Source organism: Bradyrhizobium sp. USDA 4341, assembly GCF_054063755.1.
This window is the reverse complement of the sequence record NZ_JBSSGO010000002.1, coordinates 5,377,793-5,400,645: the sequence shown is the minus strand read 5'-3', so window position 1 is coordinate 5,400,645 and position 22,853 is coordinate 5,377,793. Positions and strand designations below refer to the sequence as shown.

At 64.3% G+C, this 22,853-nt stretch carries 25 protein-coding genes; 15 read left to right on the top strand and 10 right to left on the bottom strand.

What is annotated here, in order from left to right:
• Positions 1-113 precede the first annotated feature (113 nt).
• The gene (mnmE, locus tag ACVIGB_RS31635; protein WP_456719728.1) at positions 114-1,439 is read right to left on the bottom strand and encodes a tRNA uridine-5-carboxymethylaminomethyl(34) synthesis GTPase MnmE; all 1,326 of its coding nucleotides are present in this window, start codon (positions 1,437-1,439) and stop codon (positions 114-116) included.
• On the opposite strand from mnmE, the gene ACVIGB_RS31630 reads away from it, so the two are divergent.
• Positions 1,375-1,527 carry a hypothetical protein gene (locus ACVIGB_RS31630; RefSeq protein ID WP_456725313.1) on the top strand — a complete coding sequence of 51 codons (153 nt, stop codon included), beginning with the start codon at positions 1,375-1,377 and terminating at the stop codon, positions 1,525-1,527. The two genes, mnmE and ACVIGB_RS31630, sit on opposite strands and share 65 nt — an antisense overlap.
• A gap of 212 nt (positions 1,528-1,739) precedes the next feature.
• On the opposite strand, the gene rho is transcribed toward ACVIGB_RS31630, so the two are convergent.
• Complete coding sequence (gene rho, locus ACVIGB_RS31625) at positions 1,740-3,005, bottom strand: transcription termination factor Rho (RefSeq protein WP_028341998.1); 1,266 nt, start codon at positions 3,003-3,005, stop codon at positions 1,740-1,742.
• A 251-nt stretch (positions 3,006-3,256) separates the two neighbouring features.
• Entirely contained in the window at positions 3,257-3,679 is a 423-nt protein-coding gene (gene hemJ / locus ACVIGB_RS31620; RefSeq protein ID WP_456725034.1) for a protoporphyrinogen oxidase HemJ, read from the bottom strand.
• A 449-nt stretch (positions 3,680-4,128) separates the two neighbouring features.
• Here hemJ and ACVIGB_RS31615 point away from each other — a divergent pair, with 449 nt between their 5' ends.
• Genes ACVIGB_RS31615 through dnaQ form a run of 4 tightly spaced genes read left to right on the top strand, consistent with a single transcriptional unit; the run spans position 4,129 to position 6,974 of the window.
• The gene (locus ACVIGB_RS31615) at positions 4,129-4,965 is read left to right on the top strand and encodes a pyruvate, water dikinase regulatory protein (protein WP_092121038.1); all 837 of its coding nucleotides are present in this window, start codon (positions 4,129-4,131) and stop codon (positions 4,963-4,965) included.
• A 10-nt stretch (positions 4,966-4,975) separates the two neighbouring features.
• Positions 4,976-5,584, top strand: coding sequence for a Maf family protein (locus tag ACVIGB_RS31610; RefSeq protein ID WP_456719729.1), 609 nt, complete (start codon positions 4,976-4,978; stop codon positions 5,582-5,584).
• A gap of 36 nt (positions 5,585-5,620) precedes the next feature.
• Positions 5,621-6,220, top strand: coding sequence for a dephospho-CoA kinase (coaE, locus tag ACVIGB_RS31605; protein ID WP_456719730.1), 600 nt, complete (start codon positions 5,621-5,623; stop codon positions 6,218-6,220).
• A gap of 31 nt (positions 6,221-6,251) precedes the next feature.
• The gene (gene dnaQ / locus ACVIGB_RS31600) at positions 6,252-6,974 is read left to right on the top strand and encodes a DNA polymerase III subunit epsilon (protein WP_456719731.1); all 723 of its coding nucleotides are present in this window, start codon (positions 6,252-6,254) and stop codon (positions 6,972-6,974) included.
• A 181-nt stretch (positions 6,975-7,155) separates the two neighbouring features.
• On the opposite strand, the gene secB is transcribed toward dnaQ, so the two are convergent.
• Positions 7,156-7,644, bottom strand: coding sequence for a protein-export chaperone SecB (gene secB / locus ACVIGB_RS31595; protein ID WP_456719732.1), 489 nt, complete (start codon positions 7,642-7,644; stop codon positions 7,156-7,158).
• Positions 7,645-8,063: 419 nt separating this feature from the next.
• Here secB and ACVIGB_RS31590 point away from each other — a divergent pair, with 419 nt between their 5' ends.
• Genes ACVIGB_RS31590 through ACVIGB_RS31580 form a run of 3 tightly spaced genes read left to right on the top strand, consistent with a single transcriptional unit; the run spans position 8,064 to position 10,937 of the window.
• Positions 8,064-8,768 (top strand): Tim44/TimA family putative adaptor protein, encoded by a 705-nt coding sequence (locus ACVIGB_RS31590; protein ID WP_092121026.1) that lies wholly within the window; start codon positions 8,064-8,066, stop codon positions 8,766-8,768.
• Positions 8,746-10,350 carry a murein transglycosylase A gene (mltA, locus tag ACVIGB_RS31585; protein WP_456719733.1) on the top strand — a complete coding sequence of 535 codons (1,605 nt, stop codon included), beginning with the start codon at positions 8,746-8,748 and terminating at the stop codon, positions 10,348-10,350. The genes ACVIGB_RS31590 and mltA overlap by 23 nt, the downstream gene beginning before the upstream one ends.
• Entirely contained in the window at positions 10,347-10,937 is a 591-nt protein-coding gene (locus ACVIGB_RS31580; protein WP_456719734.1) for a Smr/MutS family protein, read from the top strand. Before mltA ends, ACVIGB_RS31580 begins: the two co-directional genes overlap by 4 nt.
• Positions 10,938-10,996: 59 nt before the next feature.
• Here ACVIGB_RS31580 and ACVIGB_RS31575 read toward each other — a convergent pair whose 3' ends face one another.
• The 4 genes from ACVIGB_RS31575 to hslV form a co-directional block, all read right to left on the bottom strand.
• Positions 10,997-12,121: a hypothetical protein gene (locus ACVIGB_RS31575; RefSeq protein WP_456719735.1), complete on the bottom strand. Its 1,125-nt coding sequence runs from the start codon at positions 12,119-12,121 to the stop codon at positions 10,997-10,999.
• A 152-nt stretch (positions 12,122-12,273) separates the two neighbouring features.
• Positions 12,274-13,578, bottom strand: a complete 1,305-nt coding sequence (gene hslU, locus ACVIGB_RS31570) for an ATP-dependent protease ATPase subunit HslU (RefSeq protein WP_092121017.1) — start codon at positions 13,576-13,578, stop codon at positions 12,274-12,276.
• A 124-nt stretch (positions 13,579-13,702) separates the two neighbouring features.
• Positions 13,703-14,188 (bottom strand): GNAT family N-acetyltransferase, encoded by a 486-nt coding sequence (locus ACVIGB_RS31565; RefSeq protein WP_456719736.1) that lies wholly within the window; start codon positions 14,186-14,188, stop codon positions 13,703-13,705.
• Between the two features lie 2 nt (positions 14,189-14,190).
• Positions 14,191-14,748 carry an ATP-dependent protease subunit HslV gene (hslV, locus tag ACVIGB_RS31560; RefSeq protein WP_024583062.1) on the bottom strand — a complete coding sequence of 186 codons (558 nt, stop codon included), beginning with the start codon at positions 14,746-14,748 and terminating at the stop codon, positions 14,191-14,193.
• Between the two features lie 182 nt (positions 14,749-14,930).
• Between hslV and hisB the strand changes: the two genes are divergently transcribed.
• The 7 genes from hisB (at position 14,931) to coaA (ending at position 19,786) form a co-directional block, all read left to right on the top strand.
• Positions 14,931-15,524 (top strand): imidazoleglycerol-phosphate dehydratase HisB, encoded by a 594-nt coding sequence (gene hisB / locus ACVIGB_RS31555; RefSeq protein ID WP_021078165.1) that lies wholly within the window; start codon positions 14,931-14,933, stop codon positions 15,522-15,524.
• 86 nt (positions 15,525-15,610) lie between these two features.
• Entirely contained in the window at positions 15,611-16,141 is a 531-nt protein-coding gene (locus ACVIGB_RS31550) for a DUF2628 domain-containing protein (protein ID WP_456719737.1), read from the top strand.
• Positions 16,138-16,788, top strand: coding sequence for an imidazole glycerol phosphate synthase subunit HisH (gene hisH / locus ACVIGB_RS31545; protein WP_456719738.1), 651 nt, complete (start codon positions 16,138-16,140; stop codon positions 16,786-16,788). Before ACVIGB_RS31550 ends, hisH begins: the two co-directional genes overlap by 4 nt.
• Positions 16,785-17,516, top strand: coding sequence for a 1-(5-phosphoribosyl)-5-[(5-phosphoribosylamino)methylideneamino]imidazole-4-carboxamide isomerase (gene hisA, locus ACVIGB_RS31540; protein WP_456719739.1), 732 nt, complete (start codon positions 16,785-16,787; stop codon positions 17,514-17,516). Before hisH ends, hisA begins: the two co-directional genes overlap by 4 nt.
• A gap of 11 nt (positions 17,517-17,527) precedes the next feature.
• Positions 17,528-18,304 (top strand): imidazole glycerol phosphate synthase subunit HisF, encoded by a 777-nt coding sequence (hisF, locus tag ACVIGB_RS31535; RefSeq protein WP_092121002.1) that lies wholly within the window; start codon positions 17,528-17,530, stop codon positions 18,302-18,304.
• 166 nt (positions 18,305-18,470) lie between these two features.
• A complete protein-coding gene (locus ACVIGB_RS31530; RefSeq protein WP_092120999.1) occupies positions 18,471-18,794 on the top strand; it encodes a phosphoribosyl-ATP diphosphatase in 324 nt (107 codons plus the stop codon).
• Between the two features lie 35 nt (positions 18,795-18,829).
• Positions 18,830-19,786, top strand: coding sequence for a type I pantothenate kinase (coaA, locus tag ACVIGB_RS31525; protein WP_092126399.1), 957 nt, complete (start codon positions 18,830-18,832; stop codon positions 19,784-19,786).
• Between the two features lie 74 nt (positions 19,787-19,860).
• Here the strand turns inward: coaA and ACVIGB_RS31520 are convergent, their stop codons facing one another.
• Both ACVIGB_RS31520 and ACVIGB_RS31515 read right to left on the bottom strand, forming a co-directional pair.
• Entirely contained in the window at positions 19,861-22,152 is a 2,292-nt protein-coding gene (locus ACVIGB_RS31520) for a response regulator (protein ID WP_456719740.1), read from the bottom strand.
• 103 nt (positions 22,153-22,255) lie between these two features.
• Entirely contained in the window at positions 22,256-22,774 is a 519-nt protein-coding gene (locus ACVIGB_RS31515; RefSeq protein WP_456719741.1) for a hypothetical protein, read from the bottom strand.
• Positions 22,775-22,853: the final 79 nt, after the last annotated feature.

The following is a 22,853-nucleotide window of genomic DNA, read 5'->3' as shown; positions in this document are numbered from 1 at the left end:
TGTTTCACGTGAAACAGGTCCGCCCATGCCGCGACAATTGTTTCACGTGAAACGGGAGAAGGTGTCCTTAACCAGATCGAAACCATGTTTCACGTGAAACAGACGGTCACCCGCTACTTCCCAACGCAGAACTCGCGGAAGATAACGTCCAGGATGTCCTCGACATCCACCCGACCGAGCAGACGTCCGAGCGAATAGGCGGCCCTGCGAAGTTCCTCGGCGGCGAGTTCCTCGCCCCGCCCGACCACATCGATGCTGCGCCGAAGAGATTCGACGGTCTCCTCAAGCATTCCGCGCTGCCGCGTCCGGCTGATCAGACCGCCCTCGCTGGTCGCGAAATAGTCGTGAGCGAAGCCGACCAATGCGGCGATCAGTTCTGAGAGGCCGTCGCCGCGGGCAGCCGAGATCCGGAACTCGGGGTAACTACCCCCGTCACCCGACGGGGCCCTGACGAGGTCGATCTTGTTTCGCACCAGCCAGGTTGGCGTCGTTCCCCCATGCCCGACCTTGGCGCCGCGGCTGTCGGCCAGCCACAGCACGAGATCGGCTTCCGCGGCGCGGGCCCGGGCGCGGCGGACACCCTCCTGCTCCACCGGGTCGTCGGTCTCGCGGATCCCGGCGGTGTCGATGACCGTGACAGGATAGCCGTCGAGATCGAGCTGCACTTCGATGACGTCGCGCGTGGTGCCGGCATGTGGCGAGACGATCGCGACCTCGCGCTTAGCAAGCTGATTGATCAGGGTCGATTTGCCGACATTCGGCGGACCTGCGATCGCGACCACCAAGCCGTCGCGCAGCCGTTCACTTTGGCCCTGCCCGGCAAGCACCTGCTTGATCTCATCATGCAGCGCCCGGATCTTCTCGAGCGCCGGCGCGATCAGCTCCGCCGGCACATCGCCTTCATCGGAGAAATCGATGCCGGCCTCGATCAGCGCCGATGCCGCAATGATCCGCTCGCGCCAGTCGCGCGCGCGATCGCCGAGCAACCCTTTCAGCTGGCGCAGCGCCTGGCGCCGTTGGCGATCGGTATCGGCATGGATCAGATCGTCGAGGCCCTCGGCCTCGGTCAGGTCGAGCTTGCCGTTCTCGAATGCCCGCCGGGTGAACTCGCCCGGCTCGGCCGGCCGCACATTCTCGAACGCCGCGATGGCATCGAACAGCGCCGCCAACACCGCGCGTCCGCCATGGACATGAAATTCGGCCACGTCCTCGCCGGTCGCACTCGCCGGACCCGGGAACCACAACACGACCGCATCATCGATCGGTTGATGGTTCGAATCGCGGAGCAACGCGCGGGTCGCCATTCGCGGGACCGGCGTCTTGCCCGCCAGTCCTGCAATGACCGACTCGGCCATTGGGCCAGACAATCTGACAATGGCGATCGCACTCGGCGGCCGCCCGGAGGACAATGCGAAGATGGTCTGGTCGCGCGGATGCATCGCCTATTTCTTCCAGCAAATCGGCAAAGGCAATGCCGCTTCCATTTCGCGCGCCATACCGCAACATGCTGCGGTGCAGCACGGCTAATCTCGTTGCGGCCCAGCGCGCAGCAATTTTGCTGCACCACCGCCGACCAGACCATAGTCTCTACGAGATAAAGATAAATTATATCAGATAGTTATGTGAATATTCGGTGAGCCGAACCAGCTCTATTCATGCTGCGCCCTGCTGCAGCAAATCCGCAGCATGAAAAAGGCGCCCCGTTTGTGCGGAGCGCCCTATTCAGTTCGGCCGTGGCCTTACGTGTTCATGGAATCGAAGAACTCCGAGTTGCTCTTCGTGTTCCGGAGCTTGTCGAGCAGGAAGTCGATCGCGTCCATGGTGCCCATCGGATTGAGGATGCGGCGCAGGACGTACATCTTCTTCAGCACCTGCGGATCGGTGATGAGCTCCTCCTTGCGGGTGCCGGAGCGGGCAATATCGATCGCCGGGAAGGTCCGCTTGTCCGAAACCTTGCGGTCGAGGATCAGTTCCGAGTTACCGGTACCCTTGAACTCTTCGAAGATGACTTCGTCCATACGGCTGCCGGTATCGACCAGCGCGGTCGCGATGATGGTCAGCGAACCGCCCTCCTCGATGTTGCGCGCGGCACCGAAGAAGCGCTTCGGGCGCTGCAGGGCGTTGGCGTCGACACCGCCGGTCAGCACCTTGCCGGATGACGGCACCACGGTGTTGTAGGCGCGGCCGAGGCGCGTGATCGAGTCGAGCAGGATCACGACATCGCGGCCGTGCTCGACGAGACGCTTGGCCTTCTCGATCACCATCTCGGCGACCTGGACGTGACGCACGGCGGGCTCGTCGAAGGTCGACGACACCACCTCGCCCTTCACCGAACGCTGCATGTCCGTGACTTCTTCCGGACGCTCGTCGATCAGAAGCACGATCAGATAGCAGTCCGGATGATTGGCGGTGATGGAGTGCGCGATGTTCTGCATCAGCACCGTCTTGCCGGTGCGCGGCGGCGCCACGATCAGCGCGCGCTGGCCCTTGCCGATCGGCGCGACGATGTCGATCACGCGAGCAGAGAGATCCTTCTTGGTGGAATCCTCAAGCTCCATGCGGAAACGCTGATTGGGAAACAGCGGCGTGAGGTTGTCGAAATTGACCTTGTGCTTGGCCTTCTCGGGATCCTCGAAATTGAGCGTATTGACCTTCAGCAGCGCGAAGTAGCGTTCGCCTTCCTTCGGGCTGCGGATGTGCCCTTCGATGGTGTCGCCGGTGCGCAGGCCGAAGCGGCGGATCTGCGAGGGCGAAACGTAGATGTCGTCGGGACCAGGCAGGTAGTTCGCATCGGGCGAACGAAGGAAGCCGAATCCGTCGGACAGCACCTCCACGACGCCCTCGCCGACAATGTCGGTCTCGGCGGCCGCGAGGTTTTTGAGAATTGCGAACATCAGCTCCTGCTTGCGCATGGTGCTGGCATTCTCGACCCCGTTCTCTTCCGCGAACGAGACGAGCTCGGCCGGCGTTTTCGATTTGAGGTCCTGGAGTTTGATTTCCCGCATCGGGGTCGTCCTGTGAGGAAGTAAGTAGGGAAGGGGTGCGAGGTGGCTTGGAAAAAGCGGACGCCAAAGGAAGGTCCGCAGGTCTCAGCCAGGAAAGTGCCGTTTGGGCTTTCAAACCTGATGCGGCGCCGGCCCGAAAAGAACCGAAACGCGACCACATCCGCCTGCGTGGGGTGGGATAACGCCTATATAGAAAATCGATTCGTTCTTCGCAAGAAGGACTGAAGCATGCGTCTTGAGCATCGCGATGTCTAGAATGGCTTCACGACCACCATGATCACGATCAGGATCATCAGAAGCGTCGGCACCTCGTTGATAATGCGATAGAATTTCTGGGTGCGCCGATTCCGGTCCGTGGCGAAATCCTTCACGCAGCGGGACAAAAAGCCGTGGATACCCGACATGATGAGGACCAGCGTAAATTTGACGTGAAACCAGCCCGATAGGTACCAGTGTCCGGCCCAGGCCAGATAAAGCCCGGCGAGCCAGGTCACGATCATCGCGGGATTGATGATTGCCTTCAAAAGCCGCCGCTCCATGACCTTGAAGGTCTCGGACTGTTTCGAGCCTGTCTCGGCTTCGCAATGATAGACGAACAGCCGCGGCAGGTAGAGCATGCCCGCCATCCAGGAGATCACCGCAACGATGTGCAGGGCCTTGATCCAGTCATACAACATCGCGGCGATGCCTTTCAGGGAACAGCTCGGGTGGTCTCAGCGTTGCGAGCCAAGCTCTGCTTGCGAGGGACCGATACATATCCGCTCACACGGCTCTCCTAAACTTAATTAAGTTTAGAATCTAAGGTTTGAGTCTAAGTGACGGTGAATTGGACTCATGCAAAACAATCCAGCCGTTCTTGCGGGCTTGTTCACATCCCTCAACATTTCGGCCGGCGGGACCGGACATCCGGAATCTGTCGCTCAACTCAATCGGTTGCGTACCTCTGTGGCCAGCTTATGAAGAGACAAATCCACACCGGTTCACTATCATCCGTCCGATGACGTCGACTTATCCTTTTCGGCGGTGCTGTGAAGAAGGGGACGAGATATACAGGGACCTGGCGGCGGACCCGGATTCTTCTCCTCGACCTCCACAGGGATTCACAGGATAGACAGGGGCCCCGGTGCCGACGACCTCCAATTATTTCCACCTGCATCTGGTGTCTGATTCGACCGGCGAGACGCTGATCACCGTGGCGCGCGCGGTCGCCGCGCAATACGCCAACGTGACCGCGGTCGAGCATGTCTATCCCTTGGTGCGCAGCCAGAAGCAGCTCGATCGCGTGCTCGACGAGATCGAGGAATCACCCGGCATTGTCCTTTTCACGCTGCTCGAGAAGGATCTGGTCGGCCGGCTCGAGGGCAAGTGCAAGGCGATCAACGTGCCGAGCCTGTCGATCATCGGGCCGGTGATGCAGTTGTTCGAGGCGTATCTGGGTGCCGCGACGACCGGACGCGTCGGTGCGCAGCATGTGCTGAACGCGGAATATTTCAGCCGGATCGATGCGCTGAATTACACGATGATCCATGACGACGGTCAGCATGTCGAAGGCCTTGAGGAGGCTGACGTCGTCCTGGTCGGCGTGTCCCGCACATCGAAGACGCCGACCTCGATCTATCTGGCCAACCGCGGCATCCGCACCGCGAATGTGCCGCTGGTTCCGGGCATCCCGCTGCCGCACCAGCTCGAGACCCTGAAGAAGCCTTTGGTGGTCAGCCTGCATGCGACGCCGGAGCGCTTGATCCAGGTCCGGCAGAACCGCCTGCTCACGATGGGCGACCGCGACAACGACACCTACATCGACAAGCAGGCGGTGGCCGACGAAGTCGCGTTTGCACGGCGCCTGAGTGCGAAATTCAACTGGGCATTGCTGGACGTGACGCGTCGCTCGATCGAGGAGACGGCGGCTGCGATCATGAAGCTCTATAACGACCGCCAGCGCGCGCGGCCGTCGGAGTGACCACTAGATCATGAGCATCTGGCGCGGCCCGCAGAAGCTGATCCTTGCGTCGCAAAGCCGTGCGCGAAGGATGCTGCTCGAGAACGCCGGCCTCGAGTTCGAGGCGCTGCCGGCCGATATCGATGAACGCGCGGTGCAGAAGAACTCCGGCCTTTCGGCGCCGGGCGAGATCGCATCGCTCCTGGCGCGCGAGAAAGCGCTGTTCATATCGAGGCAGAAGCCGGGTCAATATGTCGTAGGCGCCGACCAGACCCTGGCGCTGGGGGAGCGGATGTTCAGCAAGCCTGCCGGCCGCGCCCAAGCTGCCGAGCAGCTCGGCCTGCTCGCCGGACAGACGCACGCACTGCATTCGGCCGTCTCGGTCGCGCGCGATGGGAAAGTCCTGTTCGACGATGTCAGCGTGGCCCGGATGACGATGCGGCGGCTCGCCGCCGGCGAGATCGAAGCCTATCTCGACCAGGCCGGCGATGCGGTGACGACCAGCGTCGGCGCCTACCAGCTCGAGGGCCTCGGCGTGCATCTGTTCGAGCGGATCGAAGGCGACCATTTCACCATCCTCGGCCTGCCGCTATTGTCGCTGCTCGCATTCCTGCGCCGCGAAAAACTGCTCGCGGTGTGAGGTGCCGAGGCATGGCGACGGAGAGATGCTGAACCGATGTTGATTTTGGGACTCACCGGCTCGATCGGGATGGGAAAATCCACCACGGCCAAACTCTTCATGGAGGCTGGCGTGCCGGTGTACGACGCCGATGCGGCCGTGCATCAGCTCTATGAAGGCGACGCGGCACCTGCGATCGAGGCGGCCTTTCCCGGCACCACGGCGAACGGCAAGGTCGACCGCGCAAAACTCTCGGCGCGCGTGGTGCACGACCCTGCGGCGATGCGGCAGCTCGAGCAGATCGTGCATCCGATGCTTGGCGCCTCGCGGCAGAAATTCTTTGCCGACGCGGAAGCCGCCGGTGCGCCGATCGTCGTCGTCGACGTGCCGCTGCTGTATGAGACCGGCGGCGAGAAGCGCGTCGATGCGGTTGTCGTCGTCACCACCACGCCGGAACTGCAGCGCGAGCGCGTGCTGGCGCGGGGCACCATGGATGCCGCCAAGCTCGACGCCATCATCGCCCAGCAGATGCCGGACGCCGAGAAGCGCAAACGCGCGGATTTCATCGTGGATACCTCGCACGGACTTGATCCGGTGCGGGCGCGCATCCGCGACATTCTGGTCGAGGTTGTTAAGATGCCGGAGCGGCGAACCTGATTCGCCGCGCTTTTCCGGATTCCCTCACGTCATGCGCGAAATCGTTCTCGATACCGAAACCACTGGCCTCGATCCGCTGCGCGGCGACCGGCTGGTCGAGATCGGCTGCGTCGAGATATTCAACCGCATGCCGACGGGGCAGACCTACCACGTCTACATCAATCCCGAACGCGACATGCCGGCGGAAGCGTTTGCCGTGCATGGGCTGTCGACCGAATTCCTGGCCTCCAAGCCGCTGTTCAATGAGGTGGTCGACGAGTTTCTGGCCTTCATCGGCGATACGCCGCTGGTGATCCACAACGCGTCGTTCGACATCAGCTTCATCAACGCCGAGCTCGACCGCATCAAGCGGAAGGCCATTCCGAAGGACCGGCTGGTCGATACGCTGCTGCTGGCGCGACGCAAGCATCCCGGCGTGTCGAACCGGCTCGACGATCTCTGCTCGCGCTATCAGATCGACAATTCCCGCCGCACCAAGCACGGCGCTTTGCTCGACGCCGAGCTGCTGGCCGAGGTCTATATCGACCTGATCGGGGCGCGGCAGTCGCAGCTCATCCTGGCGTCGGAAAATTCGGATGCGCGCAGCGGCAGCTATGGCGTTACGCCGCGGCGGCAGCGCGAGACGGCGCTGGTTGCGCGGGTCAGCGACGCAGATCGCGAGGCCCACCGGGCGTTCGTGGCGACGCTCGGCGACAAGCCGATATGGAACGATTATTTGCCGCCGCCAGCGCCCGCCGCCGCACCGGCGGCTTGATCTGCATTCCGTCATCCCCGCGCAAAGGCTTCGCCTTTGTCGCTGGAGGTGCGAGCGGAGCGAGCCTCGAAGGATGCACGGCCACCAGCGGGGCCGTCGATCCTTCGAGACGCCCGCAAGAGCGGGCTCCTCAGGATGACGGATTGCACTTCCCCGAGTGTTACCTTCTCGAGCGTAGGGATCAGCTCGGCTTGACGCCGGAGGCGGCCTGGGCGGCGGCCTGGCGCTCCATGTTCTGGCGGTAGAGGCCGACGAAATCGACGGGGTCGAGCAGCAGGGGCGGGAAGCCGCCGTCGCGGACCGAGGTCGCGACGATCTCGCGCGCGAACGGGAACAGCAGCCGCGGGCACTCGATCATGACCAGCGGGTGCAAATTCTCCTTCGGCACGTTCACGATCCGGAAGACGCCGGCATAGGCGAGGTCGAAGCTGAACATCACCTTGCCGGCCGACTCGGCCTTGCCCTCGATCGAGAGGATCACCTCATACTCGTTCTCCGACAGGTTGTTGGCGGAGACGTTGATCTGGATGTTGATCGCCGGCTGCTGTTGCTGCTGGCCGAGCGAGCTCGGCGCATTCGGGTTCTCGAACGACAGGTCCTTGGTGTACTGCGCCAGTACGTTGAGCTGGGGAGCGGGCTGTTCGACGGGGGCGCCGTTGCCATTGGTCATGAAAATGTCTCCTGGAGCGGCGCTCGGGACTAGATGTCCGACGGCACGCGTTAAGGTTTGGGAATGCCGATGCCGGCGAGTGGCTATCATAGGCCCGGCTCGGTCCACAAGGACGACGAGCGCGTGCGGGCCGGCGGCCCTGCGGCCAAATCGCCGGCAACGGGATGGCGAACGCAACTCCGCCCGATCCCTTAACGGCTTCCTAAATTATTGAAGATACGCGATTTCCGGGAAGGAACGGGTTTCCCCCCGGGGTCAAAACGCGCTACACTTGCCCGTGCCAAAAAGCGCCATTGGCCGGGCATAGTTTCGTGCCTACATGCTGCGGACTCAATCGGTGAGGTAATCTCTGCCGTTCCCGACCGGGAACGCTTTGATGTCCGGCCCGTTGCCGGCAGAGACCAGAAAGCGAATTCGACGTGGATATCTACACCATCATCTTCCTGGCGCTGGCCGTATTCATCTTTCTGCGCCTGCGCAGCGTTCTCGGCCAGCGCACGGGAAGCGAGCGGCCGCCGTATGATCGTGCAGCACCCAACGTCCTGCAGCGCGGCCAGGATAACAACGTCGTGCCGATCCCGGGATCGGTGATCGATCAGCCGGCCCCGGCCGCGCCCGCCGAACCGGTCGAGCCGACGGAACGCTGGAAGGGCATCGCCGAGCCCGGCACGCCGCTGGCGCAGGGTCTCGACGCGGTTGTGGCCCAGGATTCCTCGTTCGATCCGCGGCATTTCCTCTCGGGCGCCCGCTCGGCCTATGAAATGATCGTGCTGGCCTTCGCCAACGGCGATCGCCGTGCGCTGCGCGACCTGCTGTCGGCCGAGGTCTATGAAAGCTTCGAGGCTGCGATCAAGGATCGCGAGAAGCACGAGCAGAAGACCGAGACCCGGTTCGTGTCGATCGACAAGGCTGAGATCGTCAGCGCGGAGACGCGCGATCGCTCGACCCAGCTCACCGTCCGCTTCGTGTCGCAGATGATCTCGGTCACGCGCGACAAGGCGGGAACCATCGTCGACGGCAGCCCGGACAAGGTCGCCGACATTACCGACATCTGGACATTCGCCCGCGACTCGACTTCCCGCGATCCGAATTGGAAGCTGGTTGGAACTGGAAGCGCTCACTAAACATCTCAGCTATGGGCGCCTCGCGATCGCGTGCTGTGCGCTTGCGGTTGTGTGCTCCACGGCGGCGATCGCTGCGCGCTACAGGTCGAGCCGGCACGCTCCGCCGCGACACGAGCAGTCCCACCCGATCCCCTATCCCAATCTGGAACTGCCGCTGCAGGTCAGCGGCAGCCAGTATGAGCCGCTCGCCTGGGCCAATGTCTCCGGCTGGAGCGACGACGATCATCTCGCGGCCTACAACGCATTTCGCACCAGCTGCAAGCCGATCGCGGCCCAGCAGGGCGCGCCCGTGGATTCGAAGGCGCTCGGCAGCTCGCTGCGTGATCCCTGCCGGATCGCCAAGGGACTCGATCTCGCCAGCGGCGCCAAAGCAAGGGAATTCTTCGAGCAGAATTTTGTGCCGCTGCGGATCTCGCGGCTCGGCGAGGAGGCCGGTTTCGTCACCGGCTATTACGAGCCGGTGCTCGATGGCTCGCGGACCCAGACCGACGTCTACAATGTTCCGGTCTATCGCCGGCCGTCCAACCTGTTCGTGCGCGGCAAGACGCAAGCGTCGGTTGGGCTGCCCAACAGCGGCCCCGTGTATCGCAAGATCGGCCGGCGCAAGCTCGTGCCCTATTACGACCGTGGCCAGATCGAGGACGGCGCCATCGCCGGCCGCGGGCTGGAGATCGCCTGGCTGAAGAGCCAGACCGATCTGTTGTTCGCGCAGATCCAGGGCTCGGCGCGGATCAAGTTCGAGGACGGCACCACGCTGCGCATCAACTACGACGCGCATAATGGCTATCCTTATACGCCGGTCGGGCGCGTCCTGATCGACCGCGGCATCATCCCGAAGGACCAGATGTCGATGCAGAAGATCAGGGAGTGGATGGAGCAGAATCCCGACGGCGCCAAGGACCTGCGGCGGCAGAATCGCGCCTATGTGTTCTTCCGCGAGGTGCCGCTGTCCGACAAGGACGAGGCGGTCGGCGCGCAGGGCGTGCCGCTGACGCCGGGCCGGTCGATCGCGGTCGACAAGGCGCTGCATGTCTACGGCACGCCGTTCTTCATTGCCGGCGAGCTGCCGATCGAATCCGAGCAGTCCAAGACGCCGTTCCACCGGCTGATGATTGCGCAGGATACTGGCTCTGCGATCGTCGGCCCGGCGCGCGCCGATCTCTATTTCGGCGCCGGCGCCGATGCCGGCAAGGTCTCGGGCCGGCTGCGGCACAATATGCAGTTCGTGATGCTGGTGCCGAAGGGTCTCGATCCCGTCGCGCGCGGCCACAAGCTGCCGATCCCTGACGAGCGGCCGTCGGCCAGGATCGCAAAACTGTTTCCGCAGACCGATCCGCTAAAGGACAAGCCGGCGGATGTACCGACTGCGACCGTCGCCAAGGCTGGGAGCAAGGACGCGGCAAATGGCGTCGCCAAGACCCCGCCCGCGAAGGATGCCGCGCCCGCAGCACCGGCTGCAATGACCTCTGTTGCACAGTCGGCGCCTGTGGCAGAACCGGTGCCGTTGCCGGTCGCCCGGCCCGACATTCCGCAACCGGAGAAGCGGCGCACTCGGCGCTATCGCCATCACCGCGATCAATGAAACGACCCGCGCCGATCCCCGATCTGTCCGCTCCGTCACGGCGCAAGCGTGCGCTGAGCGAGGAAGAGCGTGCGCTCTGGGAGAGCGTGGCCAAGCAGGTCAAGCCGCTGCGCAAGAAGCCGGCCGCACCGAAAGCCCACGCCGCAGCCTCTGACCCGGCCACGCACCACGCCGCGGCCAAGCCCATCCCGGTCAAGCCGGTGACGTCGGTCAAGGCTGCGCCGGCGCCGCGTCCGCAGGTGCCACCGCTGGCGCCGATCGGCCGCCGCGAGCGCGCAAAGCTGTCGCGCGGCCGGCAGGAAATCGATGCGCGGCTCGATCTGCACGGCATGACGCAGATCCGCGCGCACCGCGTGCTGTTCACCTTCCTGCAACGCGCGCACAGCGACGGACTCACCTTCGTGCTCGTCATCACCGGCAAGGGCAAGGTCGGCGGGGCGGATTCCGAACGCGGCGTGCTGCGCCGGCAGGTGCCGGAATGGCTCAGCCTGCCGGAATTCCGCTCGCTGGTGGTCGGCTTCGAGGAAGCGCATGTCGGCCATGGCGGCGAGGGCGCGCTCTATGTGCGCGTCCGGCGCGCGCGCTGAGCATGATCCGGAAAAGTGTGAAGCGGTTTTCCGAGAATGATCATCCGCAAACAAAATGATTAGAACGGCCGCACGATCCCGACGCGCGGGATCAGCGTAACGATCCAGCCTGATATCGTCGTCTTGCGATCGTCTGACGGGATCGGCGGCACGTCCTTCGACGCCGGCAGCATCCTGGTGGCGTGCAGCATCAGGAACATGCAGACCGCCCAGTTCGAGATCCAGCGCGAATAGTCGAACACGGTCACGAACATCACGAAATAGCCGGCGCTGATCATGATGAGCGCGGCGAACACGATCCGCCGATGCAGCTCATTGGCAAGCGCGCCGATCAGCCGCGCGAAATAGCGCCACAGCGGCGCATGCAGCCAGATCAGCAGCGCAAACACCGGGACGCCCAGGATGTTCGAGGGCATCCGGGCCCAGGTGTCGGCGAACTCCTTCGACAGCGGCTGGTACCAGATGTAGCCGAACTGAAGCAGGTCGGTCCGCGACGGATCGGCCATCCGGCTTTGCAGGTGACGGATGAATTCGTCGTAGGGCACCTCGACCGTGCCGGCGAACTGCGCGACCAGGAACAGGATGCCGACCGCCGCGAGCGCCATAAGGCCGACGGCGATGTTCCGCGGCGTCACGCGTTGCATCAGATAGAAGCGCTGCACCACGATCGCCGCGATGGTCGGCACATACATCAGGACGAAGATGTGATGGACCAGGATCAGCAGGATCGAGAACAGCGCCGCGATCAGCACATAGAGAACCGAGCGCGCCGGGATCAGCAGCAGCACGATCGTCAGCGCACAGCCATAGATGTCGAAATGGCCGAGCGTGTGCATGAAATTCTTCAGGAAGAACGGCGATCCCGCGATGAAGATGAACAGCGGCCAATGCGCATCGTTGAAGCCGAATGTCCGCTGGAACAGTTTGGCGAACAGGGCGAGCGTCACCAGCCAGATCGCGCCGGCCAGCGCGAACACCAGCCACACCGGCACCTTATCGGTGGACAGCGAGACGATCGCGCCGATCAGTGCGCGCTTGGTGAAGCCGTAGTGATAGTCGATCAGGAGATGGATGTAGGGGACGAAGGGCGGCAGCGCGATCTTGTGCAGGAACACCCCGACCAGCACGGCCGCATTGACGGCCAGCATCAAGCGCCAGGGGTTTTGCCAAGTCCGTCGATTCATTCACCGCCTCGTCGTCCCGGGCAAGCGAAGCGCGACCCGGGACCCATAACCACCAACGTCAGTTCTAGAGTGAATACCGGCCCGGGTCTTGGTCAACACGGGGATCGGTGGTTATGGGTCCCGGCTTTCGCCGGGACGACTGTGGTGGGCGCCTACAAAATAAACCGGCTCAGATCGGCGTTCTTGGCGAGATCGCCGACATGCTTGGTCACGTAGTCCGCGTCGACCTGGATGGTCTCGCCGTGGCGATCGGGCGCGGTGAAGGAGATCTCGTCCAGCACCCGCTCCATCACGGTCTGCAGCCGCCGCGCGCCGATGTTCTCGACCGTGGAATTGACCGCAACGGCGACATCGGCCAGCGCGTCGATCGCGCTGTCGGTGATGTCGAGCGTGACGCCCTCGGTCTTCAACAGCGCGACATATTGCTTGATCAGCGACGCTTCGGGCTCGGTCAGGATCCGCCGCATGTCGTCGCGGGACAGCGCCTGCAACTCGACGCGGATCGGCAGGCGCCCCTGCAGTTCGGGCAGCAGGTCCGACGGCTTGGCGATATGGAAGGCGCCCGAGGCGATGAACAGGATGTGGTCGGTCTTGACCGCGCCGTGCTTGGTCGAGACCGTGGTGCCTTCGATCAGCGGCAGCAGATCGCGCTGCACGCCCTCGCGCGAGACGTCGCCGCCCTGTCGGTTCTCGCGCACGCAGATCTTGTCGATCTCGTCGAGGAAGACGATGCCGTTGTTCTCGACGGCGTTGATCGCCTCCTGCACCAGCTGGTCGGTGTCGAGCAGTTTGTCGGATTCCTCGTTGACGAGGATCTCGTGCGAGCCTTCCACCGACAGGCGGCGCGTCTTGCTGCGTCCACCCATCTTGCCGAAGATGTCGCCGAGCGAGATCGCACCCATCTGGGCGCCGGGCATGCCCGGGATTTCGAACATCGGCATGCCGCTGCCGGAAGACTGCGTCTCGATCTCGATTTCCTTGTCGTTGAGCTCGCCGGCGCGCAGCTTCTTGCGGAACGACTCCCGCGTCGCCGGGCTCGATGCGGGGCCGACCAGCGCATCCAGCACGCGCTCCTCGGCGGCGAGCTGGGCACGGGCCTGGACGTCCTTGCGCTTGCGCTCGCGGGTCTGCGAAATCGCCACCTCGACGAGGTCGCGGACGATCTGCTCGACGTCGCGGCCGACATAGCCGACCTCGGTGAATTTGGTGGCTTCGACCTTGAGGAACGGCGCGCCTGCAAGCTTGGCCAGCCGCCGCGCGATCTCGGTCTTGCCGACGCCGGTCGGCCCGATCATCAGGATGTTCTTGGGCAGAACCTCCTCGCGCAGGGAACCGGCAAGCTGCAGCCGCCGCCAGCGGTTGCGCAGCGCGATCGACACCGCGCGCTTGGCATCGGCCTGGCCGACGATGAAACGGTCAAGTTCAGAAACGATTTCGCGGGGGGAGAAGTCGGTCATTGGCTCTAGCTAGGTTGAAAGAATGGTCTCGGCAAGCGCCGTTCTGCGCCCGCGACGTTAGCTCATTGTTTGAGCATGATCTTTTCGGAAAACCGCTTCGCACTTTTCCGGATCATGCTCTAGGTCATTTGTCGCGGATCATCAGCAGCGCAGGCCCATCAGGCGTATCGACCATTCCAGCCTCGCGAAAGCCCGCTTTCGCATAGGCGCGTACGGCAAGTGCATTCGCTGGATCGGGATCGGTGACGATGCGTGGCGCGCCTTGCGCCAGCCGGTCGTCGACAAAGGCGCGGATCAGCGCCGAGCCGTGGCCGCCTGCCACCATGTCGGGCGCGCCGATGAAGAGATCGATGCCGCGGGTGCCATCCGGCTGCTTGCCGAAGCCGGAATTCCAAGCCGTCAGGTCGTAGCACTGGATGTAACCGAAATCGTTGCCGTCGGAGGCAACGATGAACTGGTCCATCGCAGGCTCCTCGAGGTCGCCGCTCACGAGCGCATATTGCTCGGCCGGATCGCCCCACCACTCCCGGACATGCGGCAGCGCCAGCCACCGCTTGATCTGCGGCAGGTCGTCCGTCGTCATCGGGCGGAAGCGATAGGGGCCGGCCATGCTCAGCCGCCGATCGTCTCGATCGTTACGTTCCGGTTGGTGTAGACACAGATATCGGCGGCGATGTCCAGCGCGCGGCGCACGATGGTCTCGGCGTCCTTGTCGGTATCGACCAGCGCGCGGGCCGCGGCGAGGGCATAATTGCCGCCGGAGCCGATCGCCATGACCCCAGATTCGGGCTCCAGCACGTCGCCGGTGCCGGTCAGCACCAGGGAAACGTCCTTGTCGGCCACGATCATCATGGCCTCCAGCCGGCGCAGATAGCGGTCGGTCCGCCAGTCCTTGGCGAGCTCGACGGCCGCCCGGGTCAGCTGCCCCGGATATTGCTCCAGTTTGCTCTCCAGCCGCTCGAACAGGGTGAAGGCGTCGGCGGTGGCGCCGGCAAAGCCGCCGATCACGTCGCCCTTGCCGATCCGGCGGACCTTCTTGGCATTGGCCTTGATCACGGTCTGACCGATCGAGACCTGCCCGTCGCCGCCGATCACCACCTTGCCGCCCTTGCGGACCGTGCAGATCGTGGTGCCGTGCCAGACCGGCAGCTCATTTTGGGATGCTTGCATAGGTTACCTCTCTTCCGGGCAGATTTAGGCGGTCGGGCAGGGGGTTACAATCGGGCGATTTAGCAACGAATTCCGGTCACCATGGCCCGAAGTTCGGGCGTTTCGGGGTCATCCCGCAGTAGCGAAGGTGACATCAGCCTGTTAAAAGACCGGCGTTTTCGGCACGGGAAAGCTTAATCTTCATGCGCACGGCAACCATCAAGCGCAAGACCAAGGAGACCGACATCGAGGTGACGGTCAACCTCGACGGAGCAGGCGTATCCACGGTTTCGACCGGGATCGGCTTCTTCGACCATATGCTCGACCTCCTGGCCCGGCATTCGCGCATCGACATCACGGTGAAGGCGGATGGCGATCTCCATGTCGATTACCACCACACCACCGAAGACGTCGGGATCGCGCTCGGGCAGGCCGTGAAGCAGGCGCTCGGCAACATGGCCGGCATCACCCGCTACGCCTCGATCCACATGCCGATGGACGAGACGCTGTCGCGGGTCGTGATCGACATTTCCGGCCGCCCGGTGCTGGTGTTCAAGGTCGAGTTCCCGCGCGACAAGATCGGCGAGTTCGACACCGAGCTGGTGCGCGAATGGTTCAACGCCTTCGCGATGAACGCCGGCGTGACTCTCCACGTCGAGACCCTATATGGCGAGAACAGCCATCATATCTCCGAATCCTGTTTCAAGGGTTTGGCGAGGGCACTCCGGACCGCGGTTGCGATCGATCCGCGTGCCCAGGGCGAAGTGCCCTCGACGAAGGGTCAGCTCGGCGGCTGACCCCGGAAGCATGATCCGGAAACGGTGGTACCGGTTTTCCCGGAGATCATGCGGCAAGTAAGAGTCCATCCTCGGCGGAGCGTTCGATGCCGGTCTATACAGTGCATGCCCCCGTGGCCAACGGTGCCGATCTCGCGGCGGCCGACAAGTTCGTCTTCGTGCGCGACGGCTTCCATCTCTGGGCCGCGGTCGCTGGTGTGATCTGGCTGGTCTGGCATCGGCTCTGGCTGGCGCTGATCGGCTGGCTGGTGCTGACCTTCGCGATCGATTTTGCGCTGGCCAAGCTTGGGATCGGCCGCGGCGCGATCTTGCTCGTCGATCTGGTATTGATGGTGCTGATCGGGCTGGAGGCTGCGACCTTGCAACGCTGGACGCTGTCGCGGCGCAAATGGCGCCAGCTCGACATCGTCGTGGCCGACAACGTGGAGGCCGCCGAGCGCCGCTTCTTCGAGCGTTGGACCGCGCGGCATCGCGGCGCTGTCAACGACCAGCGGTCCGTCGATCGCGGCGGACCACCGCCGACCCGGGACGTTCCCGGTCAATCATTCTCAAAACCCCCGCCGATGCCGCAGGGCGGCATCATCGGGTTGTTTCCAGAGCCAGGAGGATCGCGATGACGGTTGCAATCATCGATTACGGCTCCGGCAATCTGCATTCGGCGGCAAAGGCCTTCGAGCGCGCCGCGCGCAGCATGCAGGATCCGCAAGCCATCAAGGTGACGCGCGATCCCGACGCGGTGTATCGCGCCGATCGCATCGTGCTGCCCGGTGTCGGCGCGTTCGCCGATTGCCGCCGCGGCGTCGACGCGGTCGACGGCATGCTGGAAGCGCTCACCGAGGCGGTGCGGGTCAAGGCGCGGCCGTTCTTCGGCATCTGCGTCGGCATGCAGCTGATGGCAACGCGCGGCAAGGAGCACGTGATCACCGAGGGCTTCAACTGGATCGGCGGCGATGTCGTGAAGATCCAGCCGCGCGACGAGAGCCTGAAGGTCCCGCACATGGGCTGGAATACGCTCGACATGGTGCGCGAGCACCCGGTGCTGGAGCGGCTGCCGCTCGGGCCGAAGGGGCGCCACGCCTATTTCGTGCACTCCTATCACCTCGACGCCGCCAACGAGGCGGACGTGCTGGCACGCGCCGACTATGGCGGGCCGGTGACCGCGATCGTCGGCAAGGACACCGCGATCGGTACCCAGTTTCACCCCGAGAAGAGCCAGCGCTTCGGCCTCGCTTTGATCTCCAATTTCTTGAAGTGGAAGCCGTGATTCTCTTTCCAGCGGTTGATCTGAAGAACGGCCAGTGCGTGCGCCTGGAGCAGGGCGACATGGCGCGCGCCACCGTGTTCAATCTCGATCCGGCGGCGCAGGCGGCGAGCTTCGCCGCGCAGGGCTTCGAATATCTCCACGTCGTCGATCTCGACGGTGCCTTCGCCGGCAAGCCGATGAACGCGCATGCGGTGGAGGCGATGCTGAAGGCCGTCACCATGCCGGTGCAGCTCGGCGGCGGTATCCGCGACCTCAAGACCATCGAAGCCTGGCTCGACAAGGGCATCACCCGCGTCATCATCGGCACGGCGGCGGTGCGCGATCCTGAGCTCGTGAAGGGCGCGGCGAAGAAATTCCCCGGCCGCGTCGCGGTGGGCCTCGATGCGCGCGACGGCAAGGTCGCGGTCGAGGGCTGGGCCGAAACCTCGCATGTGACGGCGCTCGAGATCGCGCAGCGCTTCGAGGATGCCGGCGTCGCCGCGATCATCTTCACCGACATCGCCCGCGACGGCCTGCTCAAGGGCCTCAACCTCGACGCCACGATTGCCCTCGCCGACCGCATCTCGATTCCGGTGATCGCCTCCGGCGGCTTCGCCTCGATCGACGACGTCAAGGCGCTGCTGGAGCCGCGTACCAAAAAGCTCGCCGGCGCCATCGTCGGCCGCGCGCTCTACGACGGGCGGCTTGATCCGGCCGCCGCGCTCAAGCTGATCCGCAGCGCGGCTTAGGAGACAGAGACATGTTCAAGGTTCGTGTGATCCCCTGTCTCGACGTCAAGGACGGGCGCGTGGTCAAGGGTGTCAACTTCGTCGATTTGCGCGACGCCGGCGACCCGGTCGAGGCCGCGATCGCCTATGACGCCGCCGGCGCCGACGAGCTCACCTTCCTCGACATCACCGCCACGCATGAGAACCGCGGCATCATGCTGGATGTGGTGCGGCGGACGGCGGAAGCCTGCTTCATGCCGCTGACCGTGGGCGGCGGTGTACGCACCGTCGACGACATCAAGACCCTGCTGCGGTCCGGCGCCGACAAGGTCTCGATCAATTCCGCGGCCGTCAGCCGGCGCGAATTCGTCAAGGAAGCGGCCGAGAAGTACGGCGAGCAATGCATCGTGGTCGCGATCGACGCCAAGCGGGTCAAGCGCGCCGGCGGCTCGGAGCGCTGGGAGATCTTCACCCATGGTGGGCGTAATGCCACCGGGATCGATGCCATCGAATATGCCCAGGAGGTCGTCGCGCTCGGCGCCGGTGAAATCCTGCTGACCTCGATGGACCGGGACGGCACGAGGCAGGGCTTTGACCTGCCGCTGACCCGGGCGATCGCGGACAGTGTTCCCGTACCGGTCATTGCGTCCGGTGGCGTCGGCAATCTCGATCATTTGGTCGATGGCGTCCGCGAGGGTCATGCCACCGGCGTGCTGGCCGCCTCGATCTTCCACTTCGGGGAATTTACCATCCGCCAAGCCAAGGATCACATGGTGCGCGCCGGCCTCCCGATGCGCCTCGATCCTTAGTGCGTGGTCCGGACCGGGACGGCCGCGTTAGCGCAAAGTGGAGACCGGTTTTCCGAAAAGACCACGCTCAAACAGAGTGGTTGGGGACTCCTTGTCACAAAAATGCTAAGTCCCCACCTAGGGATGGCACCTTGGCGGTGCCGGTGCGCATGCTTGAGTTGAGTTGATGTCGCGTTTCACGGTCCACGATCTGGCCGCCACCATCGACGCCCGTGCTGCAACGGGCGGCGAGGCGTCCTATACCCGCAAGCTGCTCGACAAGGGCGCGGAGCACTGCGCCAAGAAATTGGGCGAGGAAGCGGTCGAGACCGTGATCGCCGCGGTCGGGAATGACCGCGATCATCTTATCGCGGAAAGTGCCGATCTCGTGTTTCATCTGCTGGTTCTATTGAAATCACGCGGCGTGAAGCTGGAGGATGTCGAGGCCGCGCTGGAGAAGCGCACCTCGATGTCGGGACTGGAAGAGAAGGCGGCGCGCAAGCGCGACTAGCGCACATGATCGAGCGCATTGACAGGGGCGGCCTCATGGACATCCGGGCACCAGATCAGCAATACAACCCCTACCGCACCTTCACGCGCCAGCAATGGTCGCATTTGCGCGACGATACGCCGATGACGCTCGAGCCGGGCGAGTTCGACCGCCTGCGTTCGATGCACGACCGCCTCGATTTGCAGGAGGTCGAGGACATCTATCTGCCGTTGTCGCGACTGCTCTCCATTTATGTCGATGCGACCCAGCGGCTGTATTATTCGCAGCGCCAGTTCCTCAACATCCGCGACCGCAAGATGCCCTATATCGTCGGCGTCGCCGGTTCGGTGGCCGTCGGCAAGTCGACCACCGCCCGCGTGCTGCAGGCGCTGCTGGCACGCTGGTCGCCGCGGCCGAAGGTCGACCTGATCACGACCGACGGTTTCCTGTTTCCGAATGCCGTGCTCGAGCGGCAGGGCATCATGCAGAAGAAGGGCTTTCCTGAGAGCTACGACCTGCCGACCCTGCTGTCGTTCCTCAGCGACATCAAGGCTGGACGGCGCCGCGTGCGTGCGCCGGTCTATTCGCATCTGACCTATGACATCGTGCCGAACAAATGGGTCGAGATCGACCAGCCGGACATCCTGATCGTCGAGGGCGTCAACGTGCTGCAGACCGGACGGCTGCCGCGCGACGGCAAGGCGGTGCCGTTCGTTTCCGACTTCTTCGATTTCTCGGTCTATATCGACGCCGACGAGTCCGCGCTGCGGCAGTGGTACATCAAGCGCTTCCTGGCGCTGCGCGACACCGCGTTCACCGATCCAAGGTCCTACTTCCACCGCTATGCGCTGCTGTCGGACGAGGAAGCGACCGCAACCGCGATCGCGATCTGGGAGCGCACCAACCTCGCCAATCTCGAGGACAACATCCTGCCGACCCGGCCGCGCGCGACGCTGATCCTGAAGAAGGGCGCCGACCACGTGGTGCAGTCGGTCGCACTGCGCCGGCTGTAGTGTTTCCGGAGTAAGCAGGCCACATCACAGCCGTCGTCCCTGCTTTCGTAGTGACGACGCGGAGTTTGTGGCGACTACGCCGCGACATGCCGCGCAGCGGCGAGGCCCGCCAGCGCTTCCTCGAGCTTCTCGCGGTCGAGTGGCTTGATCAGGAAGCCATCCATGCCAGCTTCGAAGCAGGCGTAGCGATCCTCCACCAGCGTGTTGGCGGTCAGCGCCAGGATCGGCGTCCGGCGTCCGGACTGGCCGGCCAGCCCGCCGGACTCGTGGGCGCGGATCTGCTTGGTGGTCTCGATGCCGTTGAGGCGCGGCATCTGGATGTCCATCAGCACGAGATCGTAGGGCGTGCCGGCCGACGTCGCCGAGAGCCAGGATTCCATCGCCTGCTCGCCATTGGTGGTGATGACGACGGTGTGGCCGAGCCGGGCGAGCAGCGAGCGCATCAGGAGCGCGTTGATCTCATTGTCTTCCGCAACCAGGATCGAGAGCCCCTTGTGCGGTGGTGCGGCCGCCGGCGCAGTGGGCGCGGACTCGGCGACCGTCTCGATCGCAAGGCTTGGCGTCACAAGGCTTGGCATTGCAAGGCTTGGCGCGACGATTTCGGGTGACGCGGTCAGGCGTGCGGCGAGCGACGACGCACGCAGCGGCTTGACCAGATACCCGGTGAACACGGCTGCATCGGAGGCCGAAAGGTCCTGCCGCGTCGCCGGCGTGACCATCACGATGCGATGGGTTGCGTGGATGCGAGCAGCGTTGGCGAACGCCTCCATCGCCGGCGTGCCGAGCGTGTGATCGATCAGGACCGTGTGCCAGCTCCGCTCCGGCAGCAATGCCTCTGCGACATCGGCATCCGACACGATGCAGGTCTGCGCGCCCCAGCGCTGCAATCGCCGCGAGATCAGCGAAGCCTCGATGCTGTGCGGCGCAACCAGCATGATGGATTGGCCGGCGAGGTCAGGCGCTGTGAAGCCATGGGCCTCGCCGGTGTCGGCGGCGGCCAGCGGGATCGAGACCTCGAAGGTCGAGCCCGCGCCCGGCGTGCTCGCGAGCGAGATGCGGCCGCCCATTCGCTTGACGATGCGGTCGCTGATCGAGAGGCCGAGGCCGGTGCCGCCATAGCTGCGCGCGATGCGGTCGTCGGCCTGCTCGAACTCCCGGAAGATGCGCTGCTGTGCTTCCGGTGCGATGCCGATGCCGGTGTCGCGAACCAGGAAGCTGATCTCGTTCGGCCAGATGCCGGGCTCGACGATCAGCGCGACGCCGCCGGTCGCGGTGAACTTGATGGCGTTGCCGGCGAGATTGAGCAGCACCTGACGCAGCCGCGCGGCATCGCCGGTCACCTGCATCGGCAGCCGCTCGTCGACATAGGCGGCGATCTCGATGCCCTTGGCCTGCGCGCGCGGCGCCAGCAATTCGGTGATGTCCTCGATCAGGCCGGACAGCGCGAAGGCGCGGTGTTCGAGATCGATCTTGCCGGCTTCGATCTTGGAATAGTCGAGCAGCTCCTCGATCAGCGCAAGCAGCGCGTCGCCTGACGTCTTGACCGCCTTGACATAGGTCGTCTGCTCCGGCGTCAGCTGGGTGTCCATCAACAGTCCGCTCATGCCGATGATGCCGTTCAGCGGGGTGCGGATCTCGTGGCTTGCCATCGCAAGGAAGCGCGATTTGGCGCGGTTGGCGGCGTCGGCCTGATCGCGGGCATCGGCCAGCGCGCGCTCGCTCTCGGTGCGGTCGGTGACGTCGCGGCCGACGCTCTGCATCTCCGCCGGCGCGCCGGCATCGTTGCGCACGAGGCCCTCGCGCCAGGCGATCCAGCGCGGCCCGAGCGGCCCCTCGATCTTCTGGTCGTAGACCCGCGTGCCGTTGGATTCGAGCGCGGTGTCGCCCTGCTCGAGCACCTTGAGGGTAGCGGTGCTGCCGATCAATTCGCCGCGGGGGATCTGTGCCAGCTCGCAATAGGCGTCGTTGGCGTAGGTGATGAGGCCGTCGAGGTCGCGCAGCACGATCAAATCGTCCTGCGCCTCGAACAGGGTGGAGGCGCGCTGTTCGGCCTCCTGCAGTTCCCAGTTGCGGTCGGCCATCGCCTCATTGTGCATGACGATGGTGCGCAACCTTCTGCGCATCAGCCGCAGGCGGATGCCGAGCGTCACGATCCAGAGACAGGCGAGCGCGAACAGGAAGCTGACCCCGATCGCGAATGTATTGGGATCGTAGCCGCTGTGTTGCGAGAGAGCGCCGGAAATGAACCCGAAGGCGCCGCCGAATGCGACGGAGAAGATCGTGAAGGAACGGACGATCGTCGCGACCCAGGAATGGCGTCGCAGGAAGCGGCGAAGGCGTAACTTGATCCGGAAGAAACGCCCCATCAATGGTGGTCCTGAGAGTGCCCGATCTGGCGATGACGATGCGTCGGCCACCTTGAAAAGTGCTTGAGGTTGATGGCCGTTTCGCGCCGCCCTCGGAACAGGGTTAGCGGGAGGTTAACTCCGCCATGGTCTGGTCGACGAAGCGCGCGTGCGGCGCGAGCGATGCCGCTTCGAGGCGGCGGTGTCCGCCGCGGGCGCTGACGATCAGGGCCGCGGCATCGCGCACTGAGAACGTCTTCGACTGCACGTAGACGCGGTAATCGAACGGACCGTCATGCGAAAGATAGATCACGGGGCCGGTTGCGGTCGGCGCGCTGGAAATCCCGATCAGCTGCGACGCGGCGTTGCCTTCGCAGGCGCCGGCCTCGGCATCGTCGATGTCGTCGATCACCGTGAAGTCGGCGGCCTCGGCGCTGTCGGCGACTCGGACCCGGACGGTGGCAAGGCGGGGGTCGTCGGTGAAGCTGACGTGAAGCTGCGCCTGCCAGGGGACCGATGCGATCTGCATCGTGGCGCCGCCGACCTCGATGCAGGGCCGGGGACCCGGCAGGAATTCAGCGCGGGCGAATACCGCGGCCACGGCAAGGGGGACCACCGAGGCCAAAACCTTCATACGCAACATGACACAACTCGCTCGACCCAAGCTTGCCGCGGATCGCGGTGCTTATGGTTTGCGGAGCGTAAATGAGAGTGGTTACCGT